The organism is Nostoc sp. UCD121 (assembly GCF_014222285.1).
GTDB lineage: Bacteria > Cyanobacteriota > Cyanobacteriia > Cyanobacteriales > Nostocaceae > Nostoc.
Genome location: NZ_JACKZS010000036.1, coordinates 21043 through 45931 on the forward strand (window position 1 = coordinate 21043; position 24889 = coordinate 45931).

General features: G+C 41.1%; 21 protein-coding genes and 2 tRNA genes. 9 read left to right on the top strand and 14 right to left on the bottom strand.

Features of this window, described 5'->3' with window-relative positions:
• Positions 1-289: 289 nt before the first annotated feature.
• The gene (locus GNF10_RS10565; RefSeq protein ID WP_185582300.1) at positions 290-1174 is read left to right on the top strand and encodes a glycoside hydrolase family 75 protein; all 885 of its coding nucleotides are present in this window, start codon (positions 290-292) and stop codon (positions 1172-1174) included.
• Here the strand turns inward: GNF10_RS10565 and GNF10_RS10570 are convergent.
• From GNF10_RS10570 to GNF10_RS10585, 4 genes are all read right to left on the bottom strand, one after another.
• Positions 1169-1471, bottom strand: coding sequence for a pentapeptide repeat-containing protein (locus tag GNF10_RS10570; protein ID WP_185582301.1), 303 nt, complete (start codon positions 1469-1471; stop codon positions 1169-1171). The genes GNF10_RS10565 and GNF10_RS10570 overlap by 6 nt on opposite strands.
• A gap of 140 nt (positions 1472-1611) precedes the next feature.
• Positions 1612-2034 carry a hypothetical protein gene (locus GNF10_RS10575; RefSeq protein WP_185582302.1) on the bottom strand — a complete coding sequence of 141 codons (423 nt, stop codon included), beginning with the start codon at positions 2032-2034 and terminating at the stop codon, positions 1612-1614.
• Between the two features lie 519 nt (positions 2035-2553).
• Positions 2554-3510 carry an orange carotenoid protein N-terminal domain-containing protein gene (locus GNF10_RS10580; RefSeq protein WP_185582303.1) on the bottom strand — a complete coding sequence of 319 codons (957 nt, stop codon included), beginning with the start codon at positions 3508-3510 and terminating at the stop codon, positions 2554-2556.
• Between the two features lie 597 nt (positions 3511-4107).
• Positions 4108-4773: a TraX family protein gene (locus GNF10_RS10585; protein ID WP_185586219.1), complete on the bottom strand. Its 666-nt coding sequence runs from the start codon at positions 4771-4773 to the stop codon at positions 4108-4110.
• A 166-nt stretch (positions 4774-4939) separates the two neighbouring features.
• Here GNF10_RS10585 and GNF10_RS10590 point away from each other — a divergent pair, with 166 nt between their 5' ends.
• The 7 genes from GNF10_RS10590 to ppk2 all read left to right on the top strand — a co-directional run bounded on the left by GNF10_RS10590 (position 4940) and on the right by ppk2 (position 10921).
• Positions 4940-5518, top strand: a complete 579-nt coding sequence (locus tag GNF10_RS10590) for a hypothetical protein (RefSeq protein ID WP_185586218.1) — start codon at positions 4940-4942, stop codon at positions 5516-5518.
• A gap of 187 nt (positions 5519-5705) precedes the next feature.
• Positions 5706-5781: transfer RNA gene (locus GNF10_RS10595), tRNA-Met, on the top strand.
• Positions 5781-5857, top strand: a tRNA-Ile gene (locus GNF10_RS10600). Before GNF10_RS10595 ends, GNF10_RS10600 begins: the two co-directional genes overlap by 1 nt.
• Positions 5858-6459: 602 nt before the next feature.
• Positions 6460-7986, top strand: a complete 1527-nt coding sequence (locus tag GNF10_RS10605; protein ID WP_185586217.1) for a slipin family protein — start codon at positions 6460-6462, stop codon at positions 7984-7986.
• A gap of 214 nt (positions 7987-8200) precedes the next feature.
• Positions 8201-9148 (top strand): DNA adenine methylase, encoded by a 948-nt coding sequence (locus tag GNF10_RS10610; protein WP_185586216.1) that lies wholly within the window; start codon positions 8201-8203, stop codon positions 9146-9148.
• A gap of 46 nt (positions 9149-9194) precedes the next feature.
• Entirely contained in the window at positions 9195-9854 is a 660-nt protein-coding gene (locus GNF10_RS10615; protein ID WP_311774147.1) for an HNH endonuclease, read from the top strand.
• Between the two features lie 107 nt (positions 9855-9961).
• Positions 9962-10921: a polyphosphate kinase 2 gene (ppk2, locus tag GNF10_RS10620; RefSeq protein WP_260445893.1), complete on the top strand. Its 960-nt coding sequence runs from the start codon at positions 9962-9964 to the stop codon at positions 10919-10921.
• Between the two features lie 325 nt (positions 10922-11246).
• On the opposite strand, the gene GNF10_RS10625 is transcribed toward ppk2, so the two are convergent.
• The 10 genes from GNF10_RS10625 to GNF10_RS10665 form a co-directional block, all read right to left on the bottom strand.
• Entirely contained in the window at positions 11247-11504 is a 258-nt protein-coding gene (locus tag GNF10_RS10625) for a hypothetical protein (RefSeq protein ID WP_185586214.1), read from the bottom strand.
• A 1283-nt stretch (positions 11505-12787) separates the two neighbouring features.
• Positions 12788-14248: a nitrogenase molybdenum-iron protein alpha chain gene (gene nifD, locus GNF10_RS10630; RefSeq protein WP_260445892.1), complete on the bottom strand. Its 1461-nt coding sequence runs from the start codon at positions 14246-14248 to the stop codon at positions 12788-12790.
• 155 nt (positions 14249-14403) lie between these two features.
• The gene (nifH, locus tag GNF10_RS10635; protein WP_185586213.1) at positions 14404-15282 is read right to left on the bottom strand and encodes a nitrogenase iron protein; all 879 of its coding nucleotides are present in this window, start codon (positions 15280-15282) and stop codon (positions 14404-14406) included.
• 347 nt (positions 15283-15629) lie between these two features.
• A complete protein-coding gene (locus tag GNF10_RS10640) occupies positions 15630-15986 on the bottom strand; it encodes a group 1 truncated hemoglobin (protein WP_185586212.1) in 357 nt (118 codons plus the stop codon).
• Positions 15987-16209: 223 nt separating this feature from the next.
• The gene (gene nifU, locus GNF10_RS10645; RefSeq protein WP_185586211.1) at positions 16210-17109 is read right to left on the bottom strand and encodes a Fe-S cluster assembly protein NifU; all 900 of its coding nucleotides are present in this window, start codon (positions 17107-17109) and stop codon (positions 16210-16212) included.
• A 104-nt stretch (positions 17110-17213) separates the two neighbouring features.
• Entirely contained in the window at positions 17214-18422 is a 1209-nt protein-coding gene (gene nifS, locus GNF10_RS10650; RefSeq protein WP_185586210.1) for a cysteine desulfurase NifS, read from the bottom strand.
• A gap of 34 nt (positions 18423-18456) precedes the next feature.
• Entirely contained in the window at positions 18457-18813 is a 357-nt protein-coding gene (locus tag GNF10_RS10655) for a 4Fe-4S binding protein (protein ID WP_185586209.1), read from the bottom strand.
• Between the two features lie 103 nt (positions 18814-18916).
• A complete protein-coding gene (gene nifB / locus GNF10_RS10660; protein ID WP_185586208.1) occupies positions 18917-20368 on the bottom strand; it encodes a nitrogenase cofactor biosynthesis protein NifB in 1452 nt (483 codons plus the stop codon).
• Positions 20298-20546: a hypothetical protein gene (locus tag GNF10_RS37835; RefSeq protein WP_221644640.1), complete on the bottom strand. Its 249-nt coding sequence runs from the start codon at positions 20544-20546 to the stop codon at positions 20298-20300. Before GNF10_RS37835 ends, nifB begins: the two co-directional genes overlap by 71 nt.
• An 882-nt stretch (positions 20547-21428) precedes the next feature.
• Positions 21429-23039 carry a sorbosone dehydrogenase family protein gene (locus GNF10_RS10665; protein WP_260446293.1) on the bottom strand — a complete coding sequence of 537 codons (1611 nt, stop codon included), beginning with the start codon at positions 23037-23039 and terminating at the stop codon, positions 21429-21431.
• An 899-nt stretch (positions 23040-23938) separates the two neighbouring features.
• Here GNF10_RS10665 and GNF10_RS10670 point away from each other — a divergent pair.
• The gene (locus GNF10_RS10670; protein WP_260445888.1) at positions 23939-24850 is read left to right on the top strand and encodes a hypothetical protein; all 912 of its coding nucleotides are present in this window, start codon (positions 23939-23941) and stop codon (positions 24848-24850) included.
• The last annotated feature ends 39 nt before the right edge of the window (positions 24851-24889 follow it).

Sequence of the window (24889 nt, forward strand, 5' to 3'; positions counted from 1 at the left end):
AGCTTCATAAAAAATTGGTATTACACACTAAAAACTTAAAACCTAAATCCCCCTCGCCCTTTAGAAAGAAGGAGTTGGGGGATTTTTTTATATGTAATATTATGTAACGTATCAATCCATGCGATCGCCTTGGTTTTTATGATCTGATTGATATCACTCTACAACCCCTGTACCTCATCCTCATTCAAATAGAAATCGCCATAACCTAAGTACACCTATCGTAGACATTACTAAACTTGCTTTTTAAAATGTAGTTTCCTAAGTTCAATTTTTAAATTTGGAGTAATTTATGCAACAATTTAAAGTAACATCAGATAGTTTAAATATACGTTCAGCACCGATTGTTGGCGATACCAATCTAATTGGGGTTCTTCCAAAATCAAAAATTGTATCTAAAATCGAAAATTTGGATGATAACAAGTGGTTAAAGGTTGCAACTATTCTTGAAGGCAAAATTTTAGAAGGTTTTGTATCTCAAAAATTTCTTAGTCCAATCACAAGCTTTTCTATTAATACTATTATTAAAATTGGTGGAGTTCCTATTCAACAGGCAGATGGAGAATCCACCATTTTTTATGAAGCAGGTATGAGCATTAATGCTGATGGTGCGCCTAATGCTTATCACCCAGCAGATACAGGAATTGATTTTTTGGCAAATGCTGGTAATCCAGGTAACTGGTGGGCAATAGTTGTCAATAAAGATGGTAATCCATTTATTCAAGGCACTACAGATCCATATCCTGGATACTATATTTCTACAACTGCATTATCCGATTCTGGATTTGTTAAACAAGATCCACGCAGATATGTTGATTCAACCAAGATCCCATATATTGTTCTTCCGGGAAATAGTGATTTTAAAAAGCTTACAGGCATTAAACTAGGGGATTTCGCAGTTGTTTACAACACTAATAACGAAAAACTTGCTTTTGCAATTTATGCTGATATTGGGCCTAAGAACCAGATAGGAGAGGGTTCAATAGCCTTGTCTCAGACTCTTGGAAACGATCCATTAGTGCGCTCAAGAGTCAGACAAGGGATTCCCAAGGGCATTGTTTATATTGTTTTTCCAGGTTCTGGGAATGGACAGCCAAGAATAACTTCAGAAATAGAAGCTGAAACTAAACGGCTTTTTGAAATATGGGGTGGAATAGAACGGATAAAGTCTCTATAAAAGTGTACCTGATGGAAAATCTGAGGTGCGATCGCTAAAGAAGATAATTAACACTTGATTTGCAATCATGCTGAAGCCAAATAAAACCAGTGGAAAAACTACGATAGCAGCAACCAAAAGACTCACTTGGCGGTAGCTCTGTCCGGTTGTAATATTTTGAAAGTTTGCTCCAATTAAAGTTGCTTTTGTAAAATCGCACCCCCGCAAGTCTGAGCCACTAAAATCTGCGCCAGCCAAGTCTTGCCCTTTGAAAGAGCAATTTTGCAAGTTCTGGTTGGTGTAGTTCAGGCTAGTCATAAATGGTTACAGTGCGATCGCACTTACTTAAGAGATTCGAAAACCCGGTTTCTTCGCCGTAAAGTGCAACGCACCATAATATCGCTTTACATCTATGCAATTATTTGGGCTTGACAATATTTTGAGTAATAATGCACATCCTAAATTGTCGCTGCTGTCTTTCCATTCTTGCCCTCCACACTGGCAACAAATGAAGGTTGCTCATTACTGGCAGTTAGCGACTCGCCTCGCAATCCCTTATGACGCTGGCTTTTAGGGACTCCTCCCGCCATACCGTATTCCACACTGCTTTTGCCATACCGAGTCCCAACTGCCATTAACATGTGTTCTGTCATATCTCCCAACTTGTCTTCTGTCTCCAGCATTTCACGGTACAATTTATCCAAGCTGGAAAGGGCACTGTTATAGGCATTTTCTTTAGTTCGCATCATTTCGATCAGGGTTGAGAAGGCAGGTAAAGTGAGTCCATTGCCTAAATCTAAACTTGGATCAATTGAGTTTATGCTAGCTGCACGACGCACTGCTCTTTCTAACACTGCGGAAGTTCTTTTTCTCCGAGCCATGATCTACACCTTATAATACAGTACGGTTAATATTCTTTACCTTAAAGAACTTCCGTATTGATCAGCCTGAGAGAATTCCGGCAAATCTGCAATACTTTTTGCTACACAGAGATAATTACAGCAGATTACGCGAACTACTTAAATGAGAAAGCAAACTGGGGTTTGAATAAGTAAAAGCTGCTTTTGCTTGCGGAAAACACCAAAATGAGAAAGCAAACTGGGGTTTGAATAAGTAAAAGCTGCTTTTGCTTGCGGAAAACACCGAAATGAGAAAGCAAACTGGGGTTTGAATAAGTAAAAGCTGCTTTTGCTAACTAAATTTGACTTTATCTATATTTTTGGGCTGCAATGGCTAGTTTCGATCGTTGTGATGGTAGTGCGATCGCAAAACATAGTGCCTAAAGGGAGCAATCCAAACAACTGCAAGAAATTGCTAAAACATGACTAAAGCTCGGTTTTAGGTGAACCGAGCATGGATTGAAATTTTATTTGATGATCTTGTACTAAGGCAAAGAAATATTACTTGCGAGTTAGGTTAAGCAGTTCCTTGGGAGAAGCAAGTAAGTCAATAGCCACGAAGTAAATTTGACCTTGAGGATCGAGTAAAAATCGCCAAGCAATGTTCATCCCAACATTACCTCCAAACCAAGGAGTTTCGACTGTACCAGTAACTTTATGCTGTGTATAACCATCTTCGATAGTTTCCGAAACGCCTTTAGTTGGCTTCATCACTAACCCTTGTCCCTCATCTCGTAAGTAGGCAGTGATTGCTTCTCGACCAACAATTGGTTTTTGGAAAGGTGGTTGCAACGCACCATTGTTAGCAAATAAAGCAACAGCAGCTTCAAAGTTATCTGCATTCATAGCTTCAATGTATTTCAGCACTGTTGGTTCTGTAACTCCCTCAATAGTAAATTGGGGACTTAAGGATGTACGTGGGAACTTAAAGTTTATTTGTGCCTGTTTTTTATCAGCCAGAGACGGATCAAACCCCATATTTACTACAGTGTTGCGTAGTACAGTAATTTGCTGACTCTGATCGATTTTCTGAACAGCTTCTAGCACTGCTTTAACTTGAGGTGACATTTGATAGCCAACTGGCATAGGAGCGACGATACCCTCTTTCATCCACTCTCCTAACTGCCACCAAAATCCTAGCTTGGCGTTGACACCAAAATATGCATAAGAACGGCTGATAGAAGTGTCAGCATTACTTGCTAAATCTCTCATTAATTGCGTTTGTTCTTCATGAGACATCCGCTTAATATCGTTGAATATACCTTCCATTAATTGGAGATTTGCTTTTCCAGGAGCCGCTGGAGTAATTGTACGACCTAGTTCAGCGTAGGCATACCAGAGAAATGCTAATTGATCGTCAATGTTGAGTTCAGCAAACATTGCTGTAGTGGCTGGAACAGCATCTGCCACTTGAGTGCTAGAGAAAATATTGCGTGCAGACTCGATAGTATAATTCATGCTTGTTACCTTAAAGATTGACCTGTTGAATAGTTACTTTCGGCTACATTTTGTAGCTTGGAAGATAAATCTAGGGCTTTTTTTTGAATGACACAATTATCCCTAGATATCTAAATGCAAATTATTATGATTCGCTACTCTGGCATCATAGCTGGTAAACGTTAACAAAAGACTAAGATTTATCTAATGAATATCATTGAATTAAATATATATACTATTATTTTTTAAGTTTATATGTTTTTAATCTTTTTTGAGGGAAATATATCTCTCTAAAGAAAGATATTAATGATTTAGGATTGCTATAGCATCTATAGCAATCCTAAATCATTGGCGAAAATCCCTCTTTATTTTTTCTGCGTTCTCTACGCCACTCTGGTAGCCAAGCGCAACCCAAAAAAGCCCCGAAAATGTTGGGTTTCGTTCCTCAAATGCCACTTGCTTCTCCCTTGGCGCTAGCCTCTCACGAATGGGAGAAGGGGAGACGCGTAAGGGACACATATTTGATATTTGAAAAAATTAAGTACAAATCAAAGAGGTTTGTTGACTATTGCCTCTTACTCAAATAATTATGGCTACGCCACGCTGCGCGAAGAAAAATCAAAGCGGATTGATATATCTGGAATGTATTAGATAATTTATGATACCTAAAATAATTAAATGAGCCGGGTAGAACAGATAAAACCATCTAGCTCGTGAACCTTGTTTACCATTGAATTGAAAAACAATGAATCCTGCAAAAATTGCCCAATATTGAAATATATTACGGATAAATAAAGTTCCTAAAATAAACTCAAATATGCACCAGCAGAGCAACCATACACTAGGCTTAAGTTTGTCTGTTAGAGACATCAAGAAAATTACTCCAATCCCATAAGCTCCATATTCAACACCCAAACTCTCGGCAACTGCTGCACTCAATCCAATAATTATTACTTGCTGCCATAATTCCGAATAACGCCTTATTAAGCGCAACATCACAAGTCCAAGAACAAGCGTGTAGAGAATATTAAGTGATAAACTCTGAAAAACAACACTATAAATAGGCTGAGATATAATTGCTGTAATTAATAGTCTGCTCCCATAGCGGTATACATTTTGGGTGTGTTTTTCGCCTTTAGCCAGAAGCCATGCAAACAGGGGAAAACTCAATCGTCCAATAAAGTGCAAAATTCTGAACTCAGGCATTAGTAAATAGCACACATGATCCATAACCATGAACACTGCGGCTAAGATTTTAATGCTAAAAGCTGAAACTTTAATCACAACGTTACATTTACCTTGGATTCCTTGATATAAAATCCCTAAAATATTATGAATTTAATATAATAGTTATTCAAAATCCTAGCAATTTGATAACATTAACAAAAAGGGCAATGTCTACGATGGGCTATTCCACATTGCTCTCTTTAGCAGGAAATGCAGAAACCCTATGGCAAAGCGTAAAAAAAGCAATCTTCAGTGGATAAAAGAAACGCTTGAACTAAAACCTGACCATCGTTGGGAATCTCCATCAGGTTACAAAATATTTGTAGCAGATAGAGGCGCTGTTCGCTTCAATGTTCCCCAGGATTGGATTCTTGAGCCACAAGACAAATCTTTCAAATTCCTCGATAAAAAACCGCCTAACGATGATTGCTGTCTAGAAGTATCTTTCAATCGTCTCCCACCCAATGACTGGAGCCAGTTTCCACTAAAATCTACATTAAAAAAAGTGATGGAAGACGACAGCCGCAAAATCATTGCTAGGGGAGAAATTGTTACCATCAAGCGCCAAACCGCTAGAATTGTCTGGACAGAGATGAAGTTCATTGATGTTCAAGAAGAACCACGTGAAGCTTTTTCTCGGACTTGCATTGGTTTGGGGTCGAATGTTCAATGCTTAATTACATTCGATTATTGGGCAGATCAAGCAGAACAATTAATACCCGTTTGGGATGAAGCGATGCGTAGTCTCACACTAGGGTTGTATATTCGTGACCCCATGACTGGTTTAGCTTTCCCAGACTGAGTTACAAGAATGAATTGAGGCGATATTTACGATGGGCGTAGTTGTAGCACCTCACAATTTCTATATGCTAAATTTGGAGCGGAATAGTAATAAGCTTACAAAGCTATAGTTTAGGTTCTATAAGCCTAACTGGTGCGCCAATCTCTGATATAAGCGTATGCCGCCGAGTGCTTTAAACTATACCATCGTTTGATTAGCTCAGTTGGTAGAGCGATCGACTCATAATCGATGCGTCACAGGTTCAAATCCTGTATCAAACCCCAGGAAGTTAGCTCAACTGGTTAGAGCAATCGACTCATAATCGATGTGTTGTAGGTTCAATTCCTATACTTTCACCCAACCCTGTCCGGGTCAAAAGACACTACCCTGTAAAGGTAGCCAATATGGTACGAATCTTAACAGATTCGAGACCCCTCATTTTCTCAACTCTGCGGTGCAAGTGTTCTACTATCGGTCATTATTCGTAAGGATGATGTTCGCTAGCCACAGTCAAGGAGCAAGCGCAACTGCATTTCTCCCTAACTTGAGTATGTCCCTTCGTTTTCTACATCTAGTTTTTCTTCGAGATTCTACATTGGCAAGCGAACGGTATATTTGAGCGCTGTTCTCTTTTTGTAGATTGCCATTGAGCAGTCGAAGAAAAGCAACAGCAATCTTAATCCAGCTTTGGAGAAGCTTTTGCCCACACCTAAACTGTCAACACTTGCACTTGCAGAGTACAAAAATTTTTTGTAGCTTAAAGTAATACAAGTAGCTAAAATTAATCCTTTAGGCTTTTTCTCCAAGGTTGCAACCTCCAAGAACTCTAGTATTTAAGCTGTAAGAAAATGGGTGGTATTTGAGTTCAAGGAAGGTTATAAATGTCTTGAGCAAATCTTCTTAGCTAGTTGGAATCGCCTAGCTTACTTAAGCTATCACACAAATTATTTATGCAAATCACTATGTGGGAAACGTTTTATATCAAACCTAACGAAATCGGCATCTTATATCACCGCAGTGACTTCAAGAAAATTTTGCAGCCCGGTACACACACATATTTTGGTCGCCATTGGCAACTAAAAATTCATGACCTCAATCAGCCCCTAGCTCAAATTGAAAACCTAGAACTGTTGTTGCGAAATCATGAAGCCGAACTACAAGAACATTTATTGATTATCAGAACTACATTCAATCAAGTTGCATTAGTCCGCTACGGTCAGAATTGGGCAAGCGTTGCACCAAATAAATTGATTGCCTTTTGGCGTGGTTTTATTGAGGTCGAGTCTCATCTCTTCAATTTGGAAGAAAGCTGGGAATTACCTAGTTACTTTGTACAGCAATTGCGCTCAGTTGCGTTGAATGGAGTGAAGAAGTTCCAAATCTCAGAGTCGGAGATTGGTTTACTATATCTGCAAAATAATTTTGTGCGACCTCTAGAACCAGGAGAGTATGCTTTTTGGTCGGTAGATAGAGATGTTACCGTCCGAACTCTCAGCCGGATTATCCCTAACCCAGACTTTCCCCTGGAAGATGTACTCATTGAAAAACATCCCGATTTTATTGCTGCCTACTGTCAAACCGTGCAATTACAGACTTCGCAAGTTGCAATTGTGCGATATCGAGGGAAAGTGATTTCTATTTTGCCACCTACCAGCCGCAAGTTATTTTGGCAGGGTGTTGCAGTGGAGATTCTCGACATCAACGCAGATGCTCAGTTACAGCCTCACTTAGTAGCTGAATTGGTTGAAGGTTCAACAGAAGTTAAATTGCTCAGTCGCAACTGTTTGCATATTTGCCAAGTTCCCGCGCAACACGTTGGACTAGTATACATTAATCAAGAGTTTCAAGGATTGCGATCGCCAGGGGTACATGCTTGGTGGTTATTTGGCCGCTCTTTTCAAACCGAAACCATCGACTTGAGACTCCAAAATATGGAAGTATCCGGTCAAGATATCCTCTCAAAGGATAAAGTACCTCTGCGCTTGAATTTAACTGCTGGCTTCCGCATCCAAGACCCATTGAGAGCAAAAAACGGATTGTCAGATATTTCCGGGTTCTTATACAAAGAATTACAGTTTGCTTTGCGTGGTGCAGTTGGCGAACGCAACTTAGATGCTTTATTAGAAGATAAAGGTGCAATTGATAGAAGTATCTCTGAATACATCCGTCAGAAAGCCGCAGACTATGGAATTGAAGTAGATTCTGTAGGTGTCAAAGATATTATTTTACCTGGTGAGATTAAGGCTATCTTGAGCAAAGTAGTGGAGGCAGAAAAAACTGCTCAAGCAAATGTAGTCAGACGTAGAGAAGAAACTGCTGCTACCCGCAGTATGCTAAACACTGCCAAAGTGATGGAGGATAACCCCGTCGCATTGCGTCTAAAAGAACTCGAAGTATTAGAGCGTATTGCAGAGAAAATCGATCGCATTCAAGTTAACGGCAGCTTAGATAGTATTTTAACAGACTTGATTCGGATGAATCCGCAATGATTTAGTTATTACAAGCGATCGCGTAAACCAAGTGTTGAGTTATCTAGCATTAATTACCGCGTTTGTTAGATGTGCCGATTTATTATTTGCAATCGCTTTTCGCTATTGGCTATTTCAAACACAATGAAAGCGCAGCTTTTGTTAGCATAATAATTTTGCTTCAATTGTTCTATTCCCGTGATAAAGTTATTAAATAATTTGTTCTTTATTTGAGATGACTAGTCTCCCGCATCCAATTCAATATCAAGGTAGTAAGAGAAATCTAGCTTCAGACATTCTCAGATTTCTACCAAATACAGTGGAAAGGCTGGTAGAGCCATTTTCAGGAACTGCTGCAATTAGTATCGCAGCATCTTCTAAAGGGATTTCTCAAAAATTTTGGATTAACGATCTAAATAAACCTTTAGTTGAACTAGTGGAATTGATTGTAGAGAAACCAGACGAAATATCAAATGCGTATGCAGAGATATGGAATGAACAGCAAGAGGATTCTGTAAAACATTTTTATGAAGCTAGAGATAAATTTAATAAAAGTAACAATCCAAAAGTTTTTCTATATTTGTTGGCTAGATGTGTAAAAGGCGCTGTACGGTATAACTCTAAAGGGTTGTTTAATCAAAGTCCTGATAAAAGGCGAAAGGGAACCCAACCTGAGAAAATGAGGAAAAATATAGAAGGAGTTTCTAGGCTTCTGAAAGGTAAATGTAGATTTACATACTTGGATTATAGAGATGTTCTAGCTGAAGTTAGGAATAGTGATTTTGTCTATATAGATCCCCCATATCAAGGTGTATGCGGTAATAAAGATTCAAGATATTCTTCTGGTATTAATTTTGATAATTTTGTTTTAGCTCTCAAAGAGTTAAATCAAAAAGGAACCTCGTTTGTAGTTAGTTATGATGGCAAACGAGGAAATAAAATCTTCGGTAACGGATTACCTGAAGAATTAGGACTAAAGAAAATTGAAATTGAAGTCGGGCGATCGTCCCAAGCAACATTATTAGGTAGACAAGAAATTACAGTAGAGTCTTTGTACTTATCTCCAAGTTTATTGCGCGATCGCAACTTAGATTTGGAGAGCTATATTATCAAGGCACATAAACAAATTCCTCTTTTGAAACGGCATGGACAGTTCTCAACAGCAGCCTCTTTTACCCGATGATTTCATACAACTTTGTCGCTTAGTAACCGCCAAAAGGCCAAAAGCTGTGATCGATCATATCTTGCAATATGGTTTTGTCACAACAGAAGAGTTGAAACAAAGGTACGGCTACAATCATCCTCCTAGAGCAGCTAGAGATGTTCGAGAACATGGAATTCCTTTAGAAACCTTCCGCGTTACAGGAAGTGATGGCAGAAGAATAGCCGCTTATAGATTTGGAGATATCAGCAAGGCTAGATTTTCTAGGCTATCGGGTAGAACGGGCTTGTCCAAGCAGTTGAAAGATGAATTGATCGATAAATATGGCTGTAAATGCTTCATCTACTTAGAGAAAGTTGATAAGCGCGAATTGCAAATTGATCACCGCGTTCCTTTTGAAGTTGATGGAGAGCCAGAGCTAGAAGCTGAAAGCTTTATGTTACTTTGTGGTTCTGCTAATCGAGCAAAATCTTGGTCATGTGAGCATTGTGAAAATTGGAAAACTATAAAAGACAAATCTATTTGCTTATCATGCTACTGGGCGTATCCAGAAAGCTACACGCATGTTGCGATGCAACAAGTTAGGAGGATAGACCTTATGTGGCAAGGGGATAATATTGAAAGTTATGAAAAATTAAAACAACAAACAGTAAGATTAAACAAAGAAATACCTGAATTTATTAAAGATATTATTGAACGAGAAATTAGGCAAAATAATGACAGCTAATACTATTTTCATTTCAAAGCCTCACTAATAGATAGCAGGTGAAATAGGAGCAGAATAGAAAGAGAAAAATGCTTATCTAAGTTATACTTCATAGATAAACTTTAATTATGCCGAATCAATGGCATGGAGTCAGTGCGATGTCAATTGATGAAGTTGAAAACCAACAAAATCAAAATAATGGTCTAGTTCAACCCTCTACAGACTTAATAGAAAAGCTAGTAAAGGCAAAAGACAAGAAAAAAGCTAAAAAATCCAAACGGATTTTTGATGGTAGCACAGAAGCTTTTGCCAAGAAAATTCCTAAAAAGACTTTTGACACTGAACTAGAGAAACTCCAGATTGAGCTAGTCAAAATGCAATACTGGATTAAGCACACTGGCTATCGGGTTGTCGTTATATTTGAAGGGCGCGATGCTGCCGGCAAAGGAGGAGTAATTAAACGCATTGCCGATCCACTTAATCCTCGTGGCTGTCGTGTAGTTGCTCTGGGAACTCCTTCTGATCGCGAGAAAACTCAGTGGTATTTTCAGAGGTATGTGCAACATCTTCCGACAGCAGGCGAAATTGTCCTCTTCGATCGCAGTTGGTACAATCGAGCTGGAGTTGAACGGGTGATGGATTTTTGCACCGAAGCAGAATATCAAGAATTCATGCAATCTTGCCCGGAATTTGAACGAATGCTGGTGCGATCGGGCATTGTTTTAATCAAGTACTGGTTCTCCGTCAGCGATGAAGAACAAGAGAAACGCTTTCTTTCTCGCAGTCACGATCCAGCAAGGCGCTGGAAACTTAGCCCAATGGATTTGGAATCACGCGATCGCTGGGTAGAATACTCCAAAGCAAAAGATACCATGTTTGCTTACACGAATATTCCCGAAGCCCCCTGGTTTACAATTGAAGCAGATGATAAAAGACGGGCGCGGCTCAACTGCATTCATCATTTGTTGAGCAAAGTTCCTTACGAAGACATGACACCGCCTCCCTTAGAGCTTCCGTCTAGACCTGTGGCTGAGGATTATGTTCGCGCTCCTCGTAATGAGCAATTTTTTGTGCCTCAAGTGTATTGAGCTACAACTTCTCGCTAATAATTGAATATAGCAAATGTTATCTATCGGTGTTGCTTAGGCGTAGCCCGTCGTAGACATCGCCTATAGCTCTTCTCCAAACCAATTTTGATTCTGGGGATAGTGCTGTCGAAAATTAGTCAATTACATACCTTTGGAGCAATTGCTTTGAAAACAATACTAAGTACAGAACGCCGAAAGTGACAGAAGTTGATTGAAGTTTATCGAGCCTTATGATTTTGATGCTATTGAAGGTACGATTTAAGCCCTAAGTATGAGAGTTAGTGACAAATTGCTGAAATCAAAGTTCAGGCAAGTGAAGCATAGACTAATTAAATTCGGGCATTTGGAACTTGGGCAGTTGGAACTGCGGCATTTGGAACTCGGGCAGTTGGAATTCAAATTGAGGCAGCTGGAATTCAAATTGAGGAAGTTGGAACTGCGGCACTTGGAACTGCGACACTTGAAATTGAGGCACTGAAGCCAACGATGCCCCTCCCATCACCCATTCCATTTCTGCATCACAGAGTTCTTCAAATTCAACTTGGTTGAAAGTTAGCTGTGCATTGTTTTTTATTTTTGCCATAAGTTTCCTTCTAGGGTTAAAAAACACAATACATCAATATTGTATCTCGAATGGGGTTAGTAGCGGGTCTTCCTAATTTTGCAAAGTTGTATTACAAAATGTGGGTTCGTGGGAGTTGCCAATCCATCTAGTTGATAATACAGGTTCAGTATTGAACGATCGCAATCGCCACTCAGAGCGATATCTAAATTCTGTGCATTATTCTGTACATCGCACATATCATCTACATATATGCAGTGCTATGTTGTCAAGTTGGGGAATCGATCCAAGGGACTACTTCTTATGAATATCACACATAATCTTTAAAGGCGATCGCACTATCTCGTAAATTAGTTTTATTAACTACACTACCATCAGGATTTCAGCAAAATAACCGGATTGTTAATTGAGGATTGCATGGTTTTATGCGACACCGAACAGCTCGTCGTAGACATCGCAACAACAGTCTACTTCTTGTCCATCTCACACACAATCTCTAGTATACTATTATATCAATTCTGAATTCTGACTCCTTTTTATGCACTGGTAATTGATATGAGCGACTTAAATTCTGCATATTGTTGTATGTACTGTATACCAAGAATAACTTTGTATTTCAGTACTGATAAGTATGACGGTATTTGTCAAAATTGTATTAATCTACTTGCTATTTAAGTAGTATTTAGAAGTAAGTTCTACAAACACAGTTTTTCTCTCTTCAAAGATGGCTATTTTAATCACCAAAGATTCACTCTTAAATTAAACCAGCAAGGAGAAGTAATTGATCAAGAATATGATTATTGTCGTGAAGGTGTTAATACGTGGTGGGATACTTGGATAAATGATGAACTACCACAACAATTAGCATCTCGTGCTAGGAAGTGGTACGAAGAATTTAAGCCCAAGAGGTATCAAGCTATCAGTGATGAAATTTATGTTTTAAGATTTTGGAGTGAGAAATCATTGGTAGATATATCAGTAAGCTCTCCTAATTATTGGAGAACGGAAGATGCTTCTGAGTTGCATAAATTTTCGGAAATATGGAATACTTTAATGGAGCAAGGAGTGGAAGATGTTGAACTAAAAAAAATCAGCTAATATGCTGATGTCGTACATACAGCAGTACAACAATTGCATTGCAGCGCATTTAATCTAAAAAATCATCATTTAAAATAGTCCTTTTTTTTACAGTTTTTCTTTGAGCAAAATGCTTTTCAAATCTAAAAACCACACTCCATAAGAGTTATACTGTCTCAAGCATCAAAACAGATTGTTCTTAGATAACGCTGCAACTGGTATTTAGGCTAGAAATAGGCTCTTTTTTCTCTCGCCACGAAAAAACCTTGTATTATATGATGTTGAGGAGCGTTGGCGCGTAGCCCGCCGTAGGCATCGCTAGGTTCGGAGTAATCCCAAGAGTGCATTTGACGGAAAGGAAGACCCATCTTTTGGAAGACGTACTTCTCTTTCACACCAGAAGCAACTAGGTCAGGCTTCAGCGCTTTGATAAATTCCTCAAATTCGTAAGCGGTAACGTCGTCATAAACGATGGTGCCGTTTTCGATGTAGTGAGTGGTACGTTTGTAATCGTCATTATGAGCGAACTCATAACCTGTACCAATCATCTTCATGCCCAAGTCTAGGAAAGCTGGGACAACGTGGCGAGGACGTAGACCACCAACCATGATGGCTACAGTTTTACCATCCAAGCGGGGGCGATACTTAGCAATTACCGCATCCATTGTGGGCTGATATTTGGCGATAACTTTCTCAGCGTTTGCTTGGATTGTTTCGTCAAACTTGGAAGCGATTTCCCGTAAAGATTCAGCAATCTTGGTGGGGCCGAAGAAGTTGTATTCCAACCAGGGTATACCATAAGCTTCTTCCATGTGACGGCTGATGTAGTTCATCGACCGATAACAGTGGATGAGGTTCATCTTCACATTGGGGGTCATCAACATTTCGTTGATGGTGCCATCACCAGACCACTGAGCGACTACGCGCAAGCCGATTTCTTCTAACAGGATGCGGCTAGCCCAAGCATCTCCACCGATGTTGTAGTCACCAATGATGGCTACATCATAAGGAGTACCTTCAAACTTGAGTGTACCGTCTTTCTTAGCTTGGTCGGATCTGGTGAAAACCCAGTCACGAACCATGTCGTTAGCAATGTGGTGTCCCAAAGATTGGGAAACACCCCGGAAGCCTTCGCAACGCACAGGTACAACTGGCTTGCCAATTTCTTTCGATGTCTTCCGAGCAACTGCTTCGATGTCATCCCCGATTAGACCGATGGGGCATTCTGATTGAATGGAAACACCACGGTTGAGGGGGAAAAGTACATCAAGTTCTTGGATGAGCTTGACAAGTTTCTTGTCACCGCCGAAAACGATATCTCTTTCTTGGAAGTCGGAGGTGAAGTGCATGGTACCAAAGGTATCAATACCTGTGGTTCCAATGTAGTAGTTACGACGACCAGACCAAGACCAGTAACCGCAACCTACAGGCCCGTGGCTGATGTGGATCATGTCCTTAATAGGGCCCCAAACCACACCTTTAGAACCGGCGTAAGCACAACCACGAGCGGTCATTACCCCAGGAAGGGATTTGATGTTAGATTTAACGCCGCAATCGGACTTACCTTCTTCGTATACACTTAAGTGCTTTTCGCGCTTTTTAGCAGCTTTGTCTGGGTAAGCACTGAGAACTTCTTTAATTAGTTCTTTTCTTTCTTCGATGATGTTTTGATTTTCTGGAGGTGTCATATTTAGCCTCTGTGACTCGTAAGGATCGGGGCATAGGGGGACTAGGAGTCCCCTCTAAGATTAGGGGAGAGATGCAAGAGAGAGAGGAAAAGGTAAGATATGGAACTCTTCCTTTTTCCTTGTGCTAAATCGTTATTTTTTAGCGGCTACTTAGACTAAGCGTGAGTCTGACCAACTAACTTGGCAGCATTTTCTTCGCTTTCGAGAATACCAAATTCAATCAACAATTCTTCTAGTTCTTCCATTTCGATGGGTGTAGGAATAGACAGGTTTGTGTTGTTGATGATCTTGGTAGCCAATGTGCGATATTCGTTAGCTTGGTTGCTTTCTGGTGCGTACTCGTTAACAGTCATGCGGCGCAATTCTGCGTGTTGAACAATGTTGTCACGGGGTACGTAGTGAATCATTTGGGTGTTCAACCGTTTTGCCAAGGTTTCGATCAATTCGATTTCTCGGTCTGTGTTACGGCTGTTACAAATCAAACCACCCAAACGCACGCCACCGGTGTGAGCATACTTAAGAACACCACGAGCGATGTTGTTAGCAGCGTACATCGCCATCATTTCACCAGATGTAACGATGTAGATTTCTTGTGCCTTACCTTCGCGGATAGGCATTGCGAAACCACCACACACAACGTCACCTAATACGTCGTAAGATACGAAGTCTAGGTCTTGGTAAGCACCATTTTCTTCTAAGAAGTTGATGGCGGTGATGATACCACGACCGGCGCAACCTACACCGGGTTCTGGCCCACCAGATTCTACGCAACGAACGTTACGGAAACCGGTTAACATTACTTCTTCGATTTCGATATCTTCTACTGCACCACGTTCTGCGGCGAGGTGAAGAACGGTTGTTTGAGCTTTGCTGTGCAGCATCAAACGGGTGGAGTCAGCTTTAGGGTCGCAACCGACGATGAGGATGCGTTGACCCATTTCTGCCATAGCTGCTAAGGTGTTTTGAGAGGTGGTAGATTTACCGATACCGCCTTTACCGTAGAAAGCTATCTGTCTAATCTTTTCTTCTGTCATTGTTCGTGTTTCCCTGCAATTGGTTGGTTGGTGGGTCTGTGCGTTTGTCAGTTGCGTTCACGCCAGTTGAGCGACAGTAGTGAGCGCGTGTAGAGCATCGTTGGTAGCGTTGGCATAAATGCCTGCTGGGGGCGATCGCTCCACAGCCAAAATTATTGACAGTAAGTTCATCGATCTTCCTCGTTAAAATTTTTTTCTTTTGGTTTTTTGTCCTTTGTCCTTTGCCATTTTTTGACAAAGAACAAAGAAAAATACGCAATTTACAAATACGTCATAATGTGTTTCAGCTTGCAAGATTCGATAGGACTTGATGTTGTTATTTGTCAACAATCAATGCATAAGTCCTATTACTTGTTCAAAATAGCGCCCTTCATATTTGTGACGCGATCTAGTGCAGCTTTGGTGTTTTCTGCTGACACTCCACGCACAGCCATTGCTTCGCCGAGATGCTTGGCGATCGCATCGAAGTGTTGTTGCTGTAGATTCATTCCAGCGTGGGTTTTGTCCATTGGACGACCGCCGTATTGCTTAGGCCCTTCAAATATTTGACCTAAGAAAGCAACTAGATGATTGCGTTGCTTTGCCATATCTGTACCAGCAAAAAATGTGTTGAGAGTGCTGTCTGTGGCAATGCGTTTGTGGAGTTCATCTACTACTTGTTCAATAGCTGGTTGTCCACCAATGTTGTCGTACAATGTGCTCATATCCTGTTCCTTTGAAGCGAGTTGGATGATGAAATTTGCAAGTAGGCGCTTAATCTATGAAGCCTATATGCTGTTAGCCGTCATAGCTAATTTAGCTATCGGTTGTCGGTAGGATTGAAGCATTGATGTGGAGACAATTATATGGTTCAAATCCTACTTTCTGTTCCTGGCTGAATGCATATTAGAGCGTATTTGTAGAATACGTTAAGTCCTACAGCCATTCCTAAACTGCTTCGACTACAAGGCTCTTGCTGACACGATCTTGTAATCTGGCTTCGATCGCAATTTTCAGAGTTGCTGTACTACTAGAACAGGAACCGCAAGCACCTTGCAGGACAACTTTAACGCGATCGCCTTCTACATCATAGAGTTCTACATCTCCCCCATCTGCAATGAGTACGGGTCTGACTTCTTCATCGAGAACCTTTTGAATTAGAGCAATCTTTTGGACGTTTGTTAGCGATCGCTCTTTAGACGTAACAATTTCTGTGGCAACTTTTACGCCGTAATTGTTGAGAGCAGGTGTGGCGTATTCCTGTTGAACTGATCTAATAATATCATCAATGTTCGCCAGACAGGAACCGCATCCGCCACCAGCTTTTACATAATTTGTTACTTGTTCAGCATCCGTGAGATGATTTTCTAGAATCACGCGACGGATTTTAGATTCGCTGATGCCAAAGCAACTGCAAACTAACGCGCCTTCATCATCATCATCGTGGGTAGCGAGAGGTATGCCACGATAATTATAGATAGCGGCTTCTAGCGCTTCTTGTCCCATGACAGAGCAATGCATCTTTGCTTCTGGCAAACCACCCAGGTAATCTGCAATGTCTTTATTGGACACTTTTAAAGCTTCATCTAAGGTTAAACCTTTGACCATTTCGGTTAATGCACTAGAAGATGCGATCGCACTAGTACAACCAAAGGTTTGAAACCGAGCATCTAGAATCTTATCAGATTCTACTTCCACTTTCAGGTGCAATCTCAGAGCATCACCGCAAGCAATGCTGCCGATTTCGCCCGTTGCAACCTTAACTCCAACTTCGCCCGTTTCTTCAATTTCTCCCTGATTTTTGGGATCGTAAAACAGTTCTAATACTTTATCGGTGTAATCCCACATATTAAGTTCCGAGTGCTGAGTAGTAAGTGCTGAGTGAGGTTAGGGGACAGGTGACAGGTGATAGGGAACAGATTATTCCCTGTAACCTGTAACCTATTCCCTAATTAACGATGCGCCAGTGCTTGTTCTTGTCCTTGCAACCAACCTGCATCATCATTTTTGAAGGGTGAGAGGGCGCGTAAACGTTCTACAATACTGGGCATTACCTCTATTACTTGATCGATTTCGGCTTCTGTGGTGTAGCGACAAAGACTGAAGCGAATTGAACCGTGCAAAGTTGTGTAGGGTAAGCCCATTGCCCGCAGGACGTGGGAGGGTTCTAGAGAACCGGAGGTACAAGCAGAACCGGATGATGCACAGATACCGTATTTGTTCAATAACAGTAGAATTGCTTCACCTTCAATATACTTGAAGCCGATATTGGTTGTGTTTGGCAATCTCTGCGTAACGTCGCCGTTAACGACACAATCGGGAATTGTAGCTAGTAAAGTTTGTTCGAGGCGATCGCGCAGTTTTCTTTCTCTTGCGATCGCTTCTTCTAAGTGTAACAGTTCTAGTTCCGCAGCTTTGCCCAAGGCGATAATTGCTGGAACATTCTCTGTTCCCGCTCTGCGTCCGCGTTCTTGGTGTCCCCCAAGAATAAAGGGACGGAACCGAACTCCGCGCCGGATATACAAAGCACCAATTCCTTTTGGCCCGTGTAGCTTGTGACCAGACAGAGTTAACATATCTACGGTGCTAGTCTTCATATTCAAGGGGATTTTTCCCACTGCTTGCACCGCATCTACATGGAAGATAGCTCCATACTCTTTGACACGCAACCCAATTTGCTCAATCGGGAAAATCGTCCCAGTTTCATTATTAGCATACATAATTGTCACCAGGGCGGTGTTACCCGTCAAGGAAGCTTCTAGTTCATCTAGATCCAGCTGTCCTTGATTATTTACTGATAAATAGGTAACACTATAACCTTGGGTTTCTAATTGTTTGCAGACATTGAGTACTGCTGGATGTTCAACTTGGGTAGTGACGATGTGGCGCTTTTCAGGTTGCGCCAACAGTGCGGCTCGAATCGCCGCGTTATCTCCCTCAGTACCGCAACTTGTGTAGACAATTTCTGACTCATCGGCTCCCAGCATAGCTGCAAGTTGTTCTCTTGCTGTTCTCACTGCTTTACCGACTTGCCCACCAAAGGTATGCATACTAGAGGGATTGCCGTAATAATCTGTGAGGTAAGGTAGCATTACCTCTATAACTTGTGGGTCTACCTTAGTGGTAGCATTATTATCAAGATAGATGCAGTTATTTTGCATTGTTGTCTTCAATTACAAATTAGGAATTATTTAATTAAGCTTCAGAACCCATTGTTTGGGATTGACGCTTTTGCAACTGCTCAGAGTATTTCTGAGAATAGGTTTTAAACCAACGTTCCCAGTAATCTTGTTTATTTGTTAATTTAGCAACTACATGATTGTAATTGGTAAACCAGCCTTCCCAATAATCACTAGGCTGCTTAACGCAACCGTCGCAAGTGGGACAACCAGCTTTACACTGAGGCACGGTATGAATACTACCAATACAGTTTGTACAAAGTTCAGGGTCAATCCAGTGCTGTCCATCAACCACTTTAATTGCATTTGTCGGACATACCGTTAGACAGAGATTGCAGGAAATACACTGGCTAGTAAGAATTTTGTAAGCCATGATTTATTCTCCTTTTGGGGAATGGGGCATTAGAGTCAGGGGAGAGGTTACAGGTGACAGGTGATAGGTAATAATCTCTCCCCTGTCCCCTGTAACCTATTCCCTATTCGTTATTCCCTAATTCCTTAACGTATTGCTCGTAGAACTCTAAAGCAACCTTTTCAATTACGTCGTAAGCTTCAATAGTCTTGATTCCAGCTTCTTGCAATTTTTCTTGAGGACAGTTACCAATCTTGGAGACTAAAACTGCTTTGCAATCTGCGATCGCTTTCATAATATGCTCAAAGGAAGCTTCTTCGCCGTATCCACCTTGGCAGTATTGGTCAATTTTGCGATGACCAACAAAGCGAACTTCATTACCACCCACTTCGTAAATTTGGAATTCTTTCGCATGACCGAAGTGTTGGTTAACTAATCCGCCGCCTTTGGTTGCTACTGCAACTAAAACTTTCGGACTATTGGCAATTTTCTTACCAGCTAGCGCCTTATCTTTGGCTACTTTAAGTTCTTCTTTAAACTTCTCAATTCCTTCGTGAACAGTAGCGCGTTGTTCCATGTCATATTCGGGAGCCATTTCCAAGAATTTCTCTTTGGAAAACTCTTGGCTGCGGTCTTCTCCCAACAATCCGACTGCATCGGCACGGCACTGGCGACAGTGACGCATCATTTTCATGTTACCAGAGCAGTTGTCTTGAACTTCTTTGAGTTCTTTGGGTGTGGGGCCGCGTTGACCGATTAAACCGAAGTGTGTGCCATGTTCTGGTGCAGAAATCAATGGCATGATGTTGTGCAAGAATGCACCTTTCTCACGGATGACTCGATTCACTTCAACCAAGTGATGGTCATTAATTCCGGGAATCATCACGGAGTTGACTTTGCACAAGATGTCAGCATCTTTTAGGGCTTGCAATCCTTCCATCTGTCTTTCGTGGAGGATTTTTGCACCTTCAAGACCTCTATAACGCTTGCGTCTGTAGTGAACCCAAGGATAAATCTTAGCACCGATCTCTGGATCTACCATGTTAATGGTGATCGTCACGTGATCTATATTTAATTGTTTAATGCGATCGATGTAGTCTGGCAGCATTAAACCATTAGTTGATAAACACAGCTTGATGTCTGGTGCTTGGGCTGCAATCAACTCAAATGTGCGGAAGGTTTTTTCTGGGTTCGCCAATGGGTCGCCAGGGCCGGCAATTCCCACAACTGTCATTTGGGGAATCTTACCACCAATGACCAAAGCTTTATGTGCAGCTTCTTCTGGTGTTAGCAATTCGCTAACTACTCCAGGACGGCTTTCGTTAGCGCAATCATATTTGCGGTTGCAATAGTTGCATTGAATGTTGCAAGCTGGTGCAACTGCAACGTGCATCCGGGCGTAGTGGTGATGAGCGTCTTCGCTGTAGCAGGGATGTTTAGCAATACGTTCTTGGAGCTTTTCATCCCTTTCCACGGTGGTGCTGCTGTTGCTGTCGCAGCCGCAATCACCGGATTTTGCTTGGGTTGGCGATTCCGTAGCGTTGGAGTTGAGGAGTCGTGTAGACGTTGATGTCATTGAGTTTCGCAAAAAGGTCGGTGGACTCGGCTGCCACTGTGGGAGATGCTGTTACTACTCTTTCATGCCCAGAATTGAAGTCGCGTCTTCCACACTGCCTGCAAACCCTTGGGTGAGGGCGACTTGTTTTCAAGTCAGGCAGGCGATAGATATCTGATGTTCGGCTGGTGTGTGTCAACGTTCGGTTCTTGGGTAGAATTTGTGCTTACAGCCGCGACTTCTCTTCACTTCAGGCATGGTGCTATATCATCCCTCCACTCACTTTTCGCTTTGTTTTGTTTCAGAGCGTTAAGTGATTGGCGATAAAAGATTTATATCAGCCGTCTTGAAGCTAGGCGATATGTCTATCTAGGATAGAATTTATTGGATTTATTACTTTTGTACTCAAATACTAAAAAACCTAATTCTTCAAGCATTACAAGAATTAAAAAAGTTTTTTTCAGGTAGGGGTTCTAGTATTTTTTGGTTGGGGTTCTAGTGTTTATAGATAGGGGTTCAGGATTTCTTTGTACTCAGTCAAAACCCAATCCCAGCAAGGAATTTAATCTACTTGTAACTGGGTTTGGGTTATTTAAATGTGTACTCAGACTGCCCTCAGATTCCGTCAAAAGCATTAAATGCCAAGGGTTTGAGGGTGAAAAACTGGAGTAGTCTACATCGTTCTACTCCAGAAACGTGCGAAATTCAATTCTGTATCTAACATATCATTTTTTTCAGGGTAAAAATGCAATTCATATTTATTTAATTTTTGCTTTGACAATGATATTCAATTGTGGTTGTAAGCCTTGTTTAATAAGCGATATGAGGTAATGAAAATAGGTGTGTTGCTGCATATCATTTTCAAAAAACTTAACTTTTTACTTCTTTTCTTTGATGACTGCAATGAGGAGATGGGTAGGAAACTGTCGAATTTTGTGTTTAAGAGAAACAACAAACTATAATCTAACATGATTGAGCGATCGCAATGAATTTTCTGAATTGCTCATTACAAACCTTAGCAAAAAACTTAAACCCCTTCCCGCGTCGGGAAGGGGAAAAATTTAAAATCAGGCGAGTGGTACTACTTGACCTCTATAAACGAGATCATGTTATCGAAGTCAGCCCCAACGGATTTATAATCACCAGCGCTAAACTCACGGCATCGACCACCAGTTTCATGTTGGCAGACACGTACTACAGTTCCTGATGGTACACTTAACGAGCTTATAGCGTCGTTTCCCACAACCTTTAAGCCACCTTGGTTGGCTTTGTATACTCCTGGAGTTGTAGGAAAAGACTGGGAAGAACCAGCAAAATTACCATCTCTGTAGACCTTAACCACCTTTGCTGAAACCACTGCTGACGGCGTGTAGGAGAGCTTGTAGATAGTGCCGCTATAATCATCTGAAATTAACAAATTACCTTGTTGGTCGACTACCATATCTACGGGTCGCCCCCAGATTTCTTGTGTTGCCGGAACTAGCCAACCGTTGACTAAATCCATCTCCTGCTCTGGAGCCTTTTTGCTATTGTTCCAGGGAAAGTAAGCTATTTTGTAGCCCGTTTTCTTCTGTCGATTCCATGAACCATGCAGCCCCGTCACTGCCCCATTTGAGTACTGGCTGGGAAAGTTCGTATTTTGTAGGAATGTTAGTCCCAAGGGAGCGGAATGGGCTTGGATACCCTTGCTAATCCTGTCCATTGCATTGCAATTAACCTTGCCATTAGCATTGAACTGATAGTCGCGGTCAAAGGGCATATCGTTCACGCCATTTGAAGTGTCAGGATTGGGGTTGCAAAATGGCCAACCGTAGTTACCGCCATCTCGGACTCGCGTAAACTCCTCTGGTGGGTGGTCGTCCACGTAGGAAGGGATAATCTTACCGTAATTGCCACTGCCATCGTTGAAGGGATAGGCGATGTTATCTCGATTATTAACAACTACCCAAAGGTCATTTGTGTTAGGCAAGAATGCTAATCCTTCGGCATTGCGTAAGCCTTGGGCAAACAGCCGCCGATTGCTTCCATCTGCGTTGTACTGGTAAACTGCACCACGCACTGGGTTACTAACAGTATCTTCCTTGCAGGCATTGCAAGTAGAGGCAATGGACACATACAGTTTGTGATTAGCATCAAGGGCGATGTTTTTCAGTTCGTGACCATAAGCGCCTTTGAGTTCCGATGTGCTGCTGTCTGGTAAACCAGTTACAACAATTTGACGATTTTTTGCGGTTAAGTCTCCAGAGTTGTAGATAAAGCGGTTAATTTGATGAGTTTCAGAGATATAAACGTATGTGGTGTTGTTAATCTTATGAAACACAATGTCGTGTGGCTTGCGTAGACCCGTTACGAAGTCAGAAATAATTGGGTCTTTGCTGCCATTTGGCCGGACAATTAATACTTTATTCCCACTGGGTTGTGATACTAGAAGATCCCCATTGGGAGCAACTGCCATAAAGCGAGCTTTGTTAATGCGAGCATAAACAGCGATGGAGAAGTTGGGGGGTACTTTCAAGTAACGGTTAATATTGAAGGGTGCATAGTTCATGCTACTAGGCACTTTCAGCTTGGTTTCAACAGACGCAGCAGGCGGTTGGCCCAACGCTGCGGGGGAAAAAACCTCTAAGGATATTAAACTAGCAACTGAAGGGATTAAACTAACTAGCGACGCAGATAATATGCGTCTGAGCATTGGTATTTGGTTTAGGGAAAACATAACCATTCTTAACTTTTCTCTAGCCTGGTAGGGATGTATCTGACACGTAACTCTCGGCTAGCCGATTTTTCCGAGAGTCAGAACAAACATTACTCAGGGTACTTGTTTTTGAAAACACTTTGTTAAATATCTTTATGTAGTACATATACCGCTATTTTTTCTAACTCTGCAAAGATGGGTGAACCAAGAATTGCAAAGAAAGGCATAGCGATCGCTCTTTTCAACTAAAATAGTCTTCAACACCAACGTAATTATCACCATTGCGCCTAGCACAAGAGCTTGCACAGAGGGTATTACAGCGTTATTTCCCTATCAATAAGCCAAATTGGTATTTGAACAACCATAAGCGCTCAAAACTTGGTTTTTCTCAAAGAATTGATTGAACCTGGTAAAATGCGTTTGGTAATTGAGCGCACATATCTCTTGGTATAATTAGCGGCATCTCATGGTTATAGCTAGAGTAAATGTGCAGGAAAATTGCGTAGGCGCAGTTAGCAATTGATCTAAAAAACCAAGTCGAAACCTAATCCCCTTCCCGGCGCGGGAAGGGAGAAAATTCAAAGTCTCTCTCCATTTAGGCTACGGTGTACACACATCTTTCTAGAAAACCAAAATCGTCGTATATCCCCCTAAATCCCCCTTAAGAAGGGGGACTTTGAGAGCTTTTTGCCCCCCTTTTTAAGGGGGGTTGGGGGGATCAAAAGCTTGTGGCGCAACTCTAGAAGACTTGTGTGTACACCGTAGCCTTTTAGGAGAGACATTTAGAGAGAGGTTCTTAGATACCTGTGATATTTCGGCAATAACCCTGAAATCTGGAAACATTACTCAAGTTAGTGTATATACTCGTAGTCAAAATCTCAACAGAAGCGAGTATTATGCTGGACTGGTTAGCTATTTGGGGTGTAACTCAGGCCGCCGGGTTGATTTTTAAACCCATTCTGGAAGACTTAGCCAAGGATGCTGCTAAAGATTGGGCTAAAGATTTATTAAAAAGCATCCCTGGCAAGATTTTAACGAAACTTAAGAAAGAAGACATAGAAATTGCTGCTGGTAAAGCGTTAAAGGAATTTTTGCAACTCATGCAGCAGCAGTTAAAGGTTCGTTGCAAACTTGCTGAAACTGAGATTAAAGACTACACCAAAGACATCCAGAAATTTATCAGCGATAAGTCGGTTACAGAAATTCTTGGTCAGGCTTTTGATATTAATTGTGAATCTCTAGACGCTAAAACCCTAGAAGATAGTTGGAATAGGCTGCAATTAAAACCTCTGCCATCTAAGTTTAACTGGCAATCAATTACAGAACAGTATTTAACACAAGTCCAAGAACTCCTTTTAGATTCAAAAGAATTACACCATATTCTAGAATTACAAAATTTGTCTGATATTGAAATAAATACAAAAGAAATTGCTGGTGTTATTGTAGATTTTAATTTAGTTAAATATCAAGAAGGAATCCGCGAACGCTATGGCAATCTCAAATTAGATAGCTTAGATACAAGCGGCTATGCCTATAACGAACTGAAATTATGGCGGATTTTTACTGCTCAAAATGTCCGGGAAACTCATCAAGTTTTAGCACAAGTTCACGAACTGCCTAAAGAACATCTTAGACGGCTGCGAGAAAGTGACCAAGTAGAAGCAGAGGTGGAATTAGAAGAATTAGAACGCCACAAACGGGTTTATTTTGAACAGCCGATCCGTTCAGTTTTAGATGTTGTCAATAAAAAGCAAGACTATAAATATATTGCAGGGCAAACGCATCTAAATATTGATGAGGATAGATAAAAGTAGAAAGCACCAGAAGCTAGACCCCATAGTACTTTT

What these genes read in the sequence shown, in the direction of transcription:
- GNF10_RS10610 (WP_185586216.1), top strand. Translation starts at nt 8,201, where the DNA reads ATGACTAGTCTCCCGCATCCAATTCAATATCAAGGTAGTAAGAGAAAT.
- ppk2 (WP_260445893.1), top strand. Translation starts at nt 9,962, where the DNA reads ATGCCGAATCAATGGCATGGAGTCAGTGCGATGTCAATTGATGAAGTT.
- GNF10_RS10625 (WP_185586214.1), bottom strand. Translation starts at nt 11,504, where the DNA reads ATGGCAAAAATAAAAAACAATGCACAGCTAACTTTCAACCAAGTTGAA.
- GNF10_RS10605 (WP_185586217.1), top strand. Translation starts at nt 6,460, where the DNA reads ATGTGGGAAACGTTTTATATCAAACCTAACGAAATCGGCATCTTATAT.
- GNF10_RS10670 (WP_260445888.1), top strand. Translation starts at nt 23,939, where the DNA reads ATGCTGGACTGGTTAGCTATTTGGGGTGTAACTCAGGCCGCCGGGTTG.
- nifS (WP_185586210.1), bottom strand. Translation starts at nt 18,422, where the DNA reads ATGCAAAATAACTGCATCTATCTTGATAATAATGCTACCACTAAGGTA.
- nifU (WP_185586211.1), bottom strand. Translation starts at nt 17,109, where the DNA reads ATGTGGGATTACACCGATAAAGTATTAGAACTGTTTTACGATCCCAAA.
- nifD (WP_260445892.1), bottom strand. Translation starts at nt 14,248, where the DNA reads ATGACACCTCCAGAAAATCAAAACATCATCGAAGAAAGAAAAGAACTA.
- GNF10_RS10590 (WP_185586218.1), top strand. Translation starts at nt 4,940, where the DNA reads ATGGCAAAGCGTAAAAAAAGCAATCTTCAGTGGATAAAAGAAACGCTT.
- GNF10_RS10565 (WP_185582300.1), top strand. Translation starts at nt 290, where the DNA reads ATGCAACAATTTAAAGTAACATCAGATAGTTTAAATATACGTTCAGCA.
- GNF10_RS10640 (WP_185586212.1), bottom strand. Translation starts at nt 15,986, where the DNA reads ATGAGCACATTGTACGACAACATTGGTGGACAACCAGCTATTGAACAA.
- nifH (WP_185586213.1), bottom strand. Translation starts at nt 15,282, where the DNA reads ATGACAGAAGAAAAGATTAGACAGATAGCTTTCTACGGTAAAGGCGGT.
- GNF10_RS10575 (WP_185582302.1), bottom strand. Translation starts at nt 2,034, where the DNA reads ATGGCTCGGAGAAAAAGAACTTCCGCAGTGTTAGAAAGAGCAGTGCGT.
- GNF10_RS10580 (WP_185582303.1), bottom strand. Translation starts at nt 3,510, where the DNA reads ATGAATTATACTATCGAGTCTGCACGCAATATTTTCTCTAGCACTCAA.
- GNF10_RS10655 (WP_185586209.1), bottom strand. Translation starts at nt 18,813, where the DNA reads ATGGCTTACAAAATTCTTACTAGCCAGTGTATTTCCTGCAATCTCTGT.
- GNF10_RS10570 (WP_185582301.1), bottom strand. Translation starts at nt 1,471, where the DNA reads ATGACTAGCCTGAACTACACCAACCAGAACTTGCAAAATTGCTCTTTC.
- nifB (WP_185586208.1), bottom strand. Translation starts at nt 20,368, where the DNA reads ATGACATCAACGTCTACACGACTCCTCAACTCCAACGCTACGGAATCG.
- GNF10_RS10665 (WP_260446293.1), bottom strand. Translation starts at nt 23,039, where the DNA reads ATGCTCAGACGCATATTATCTGCGTCGCTAGTTAGTTTAATCCCTTCA.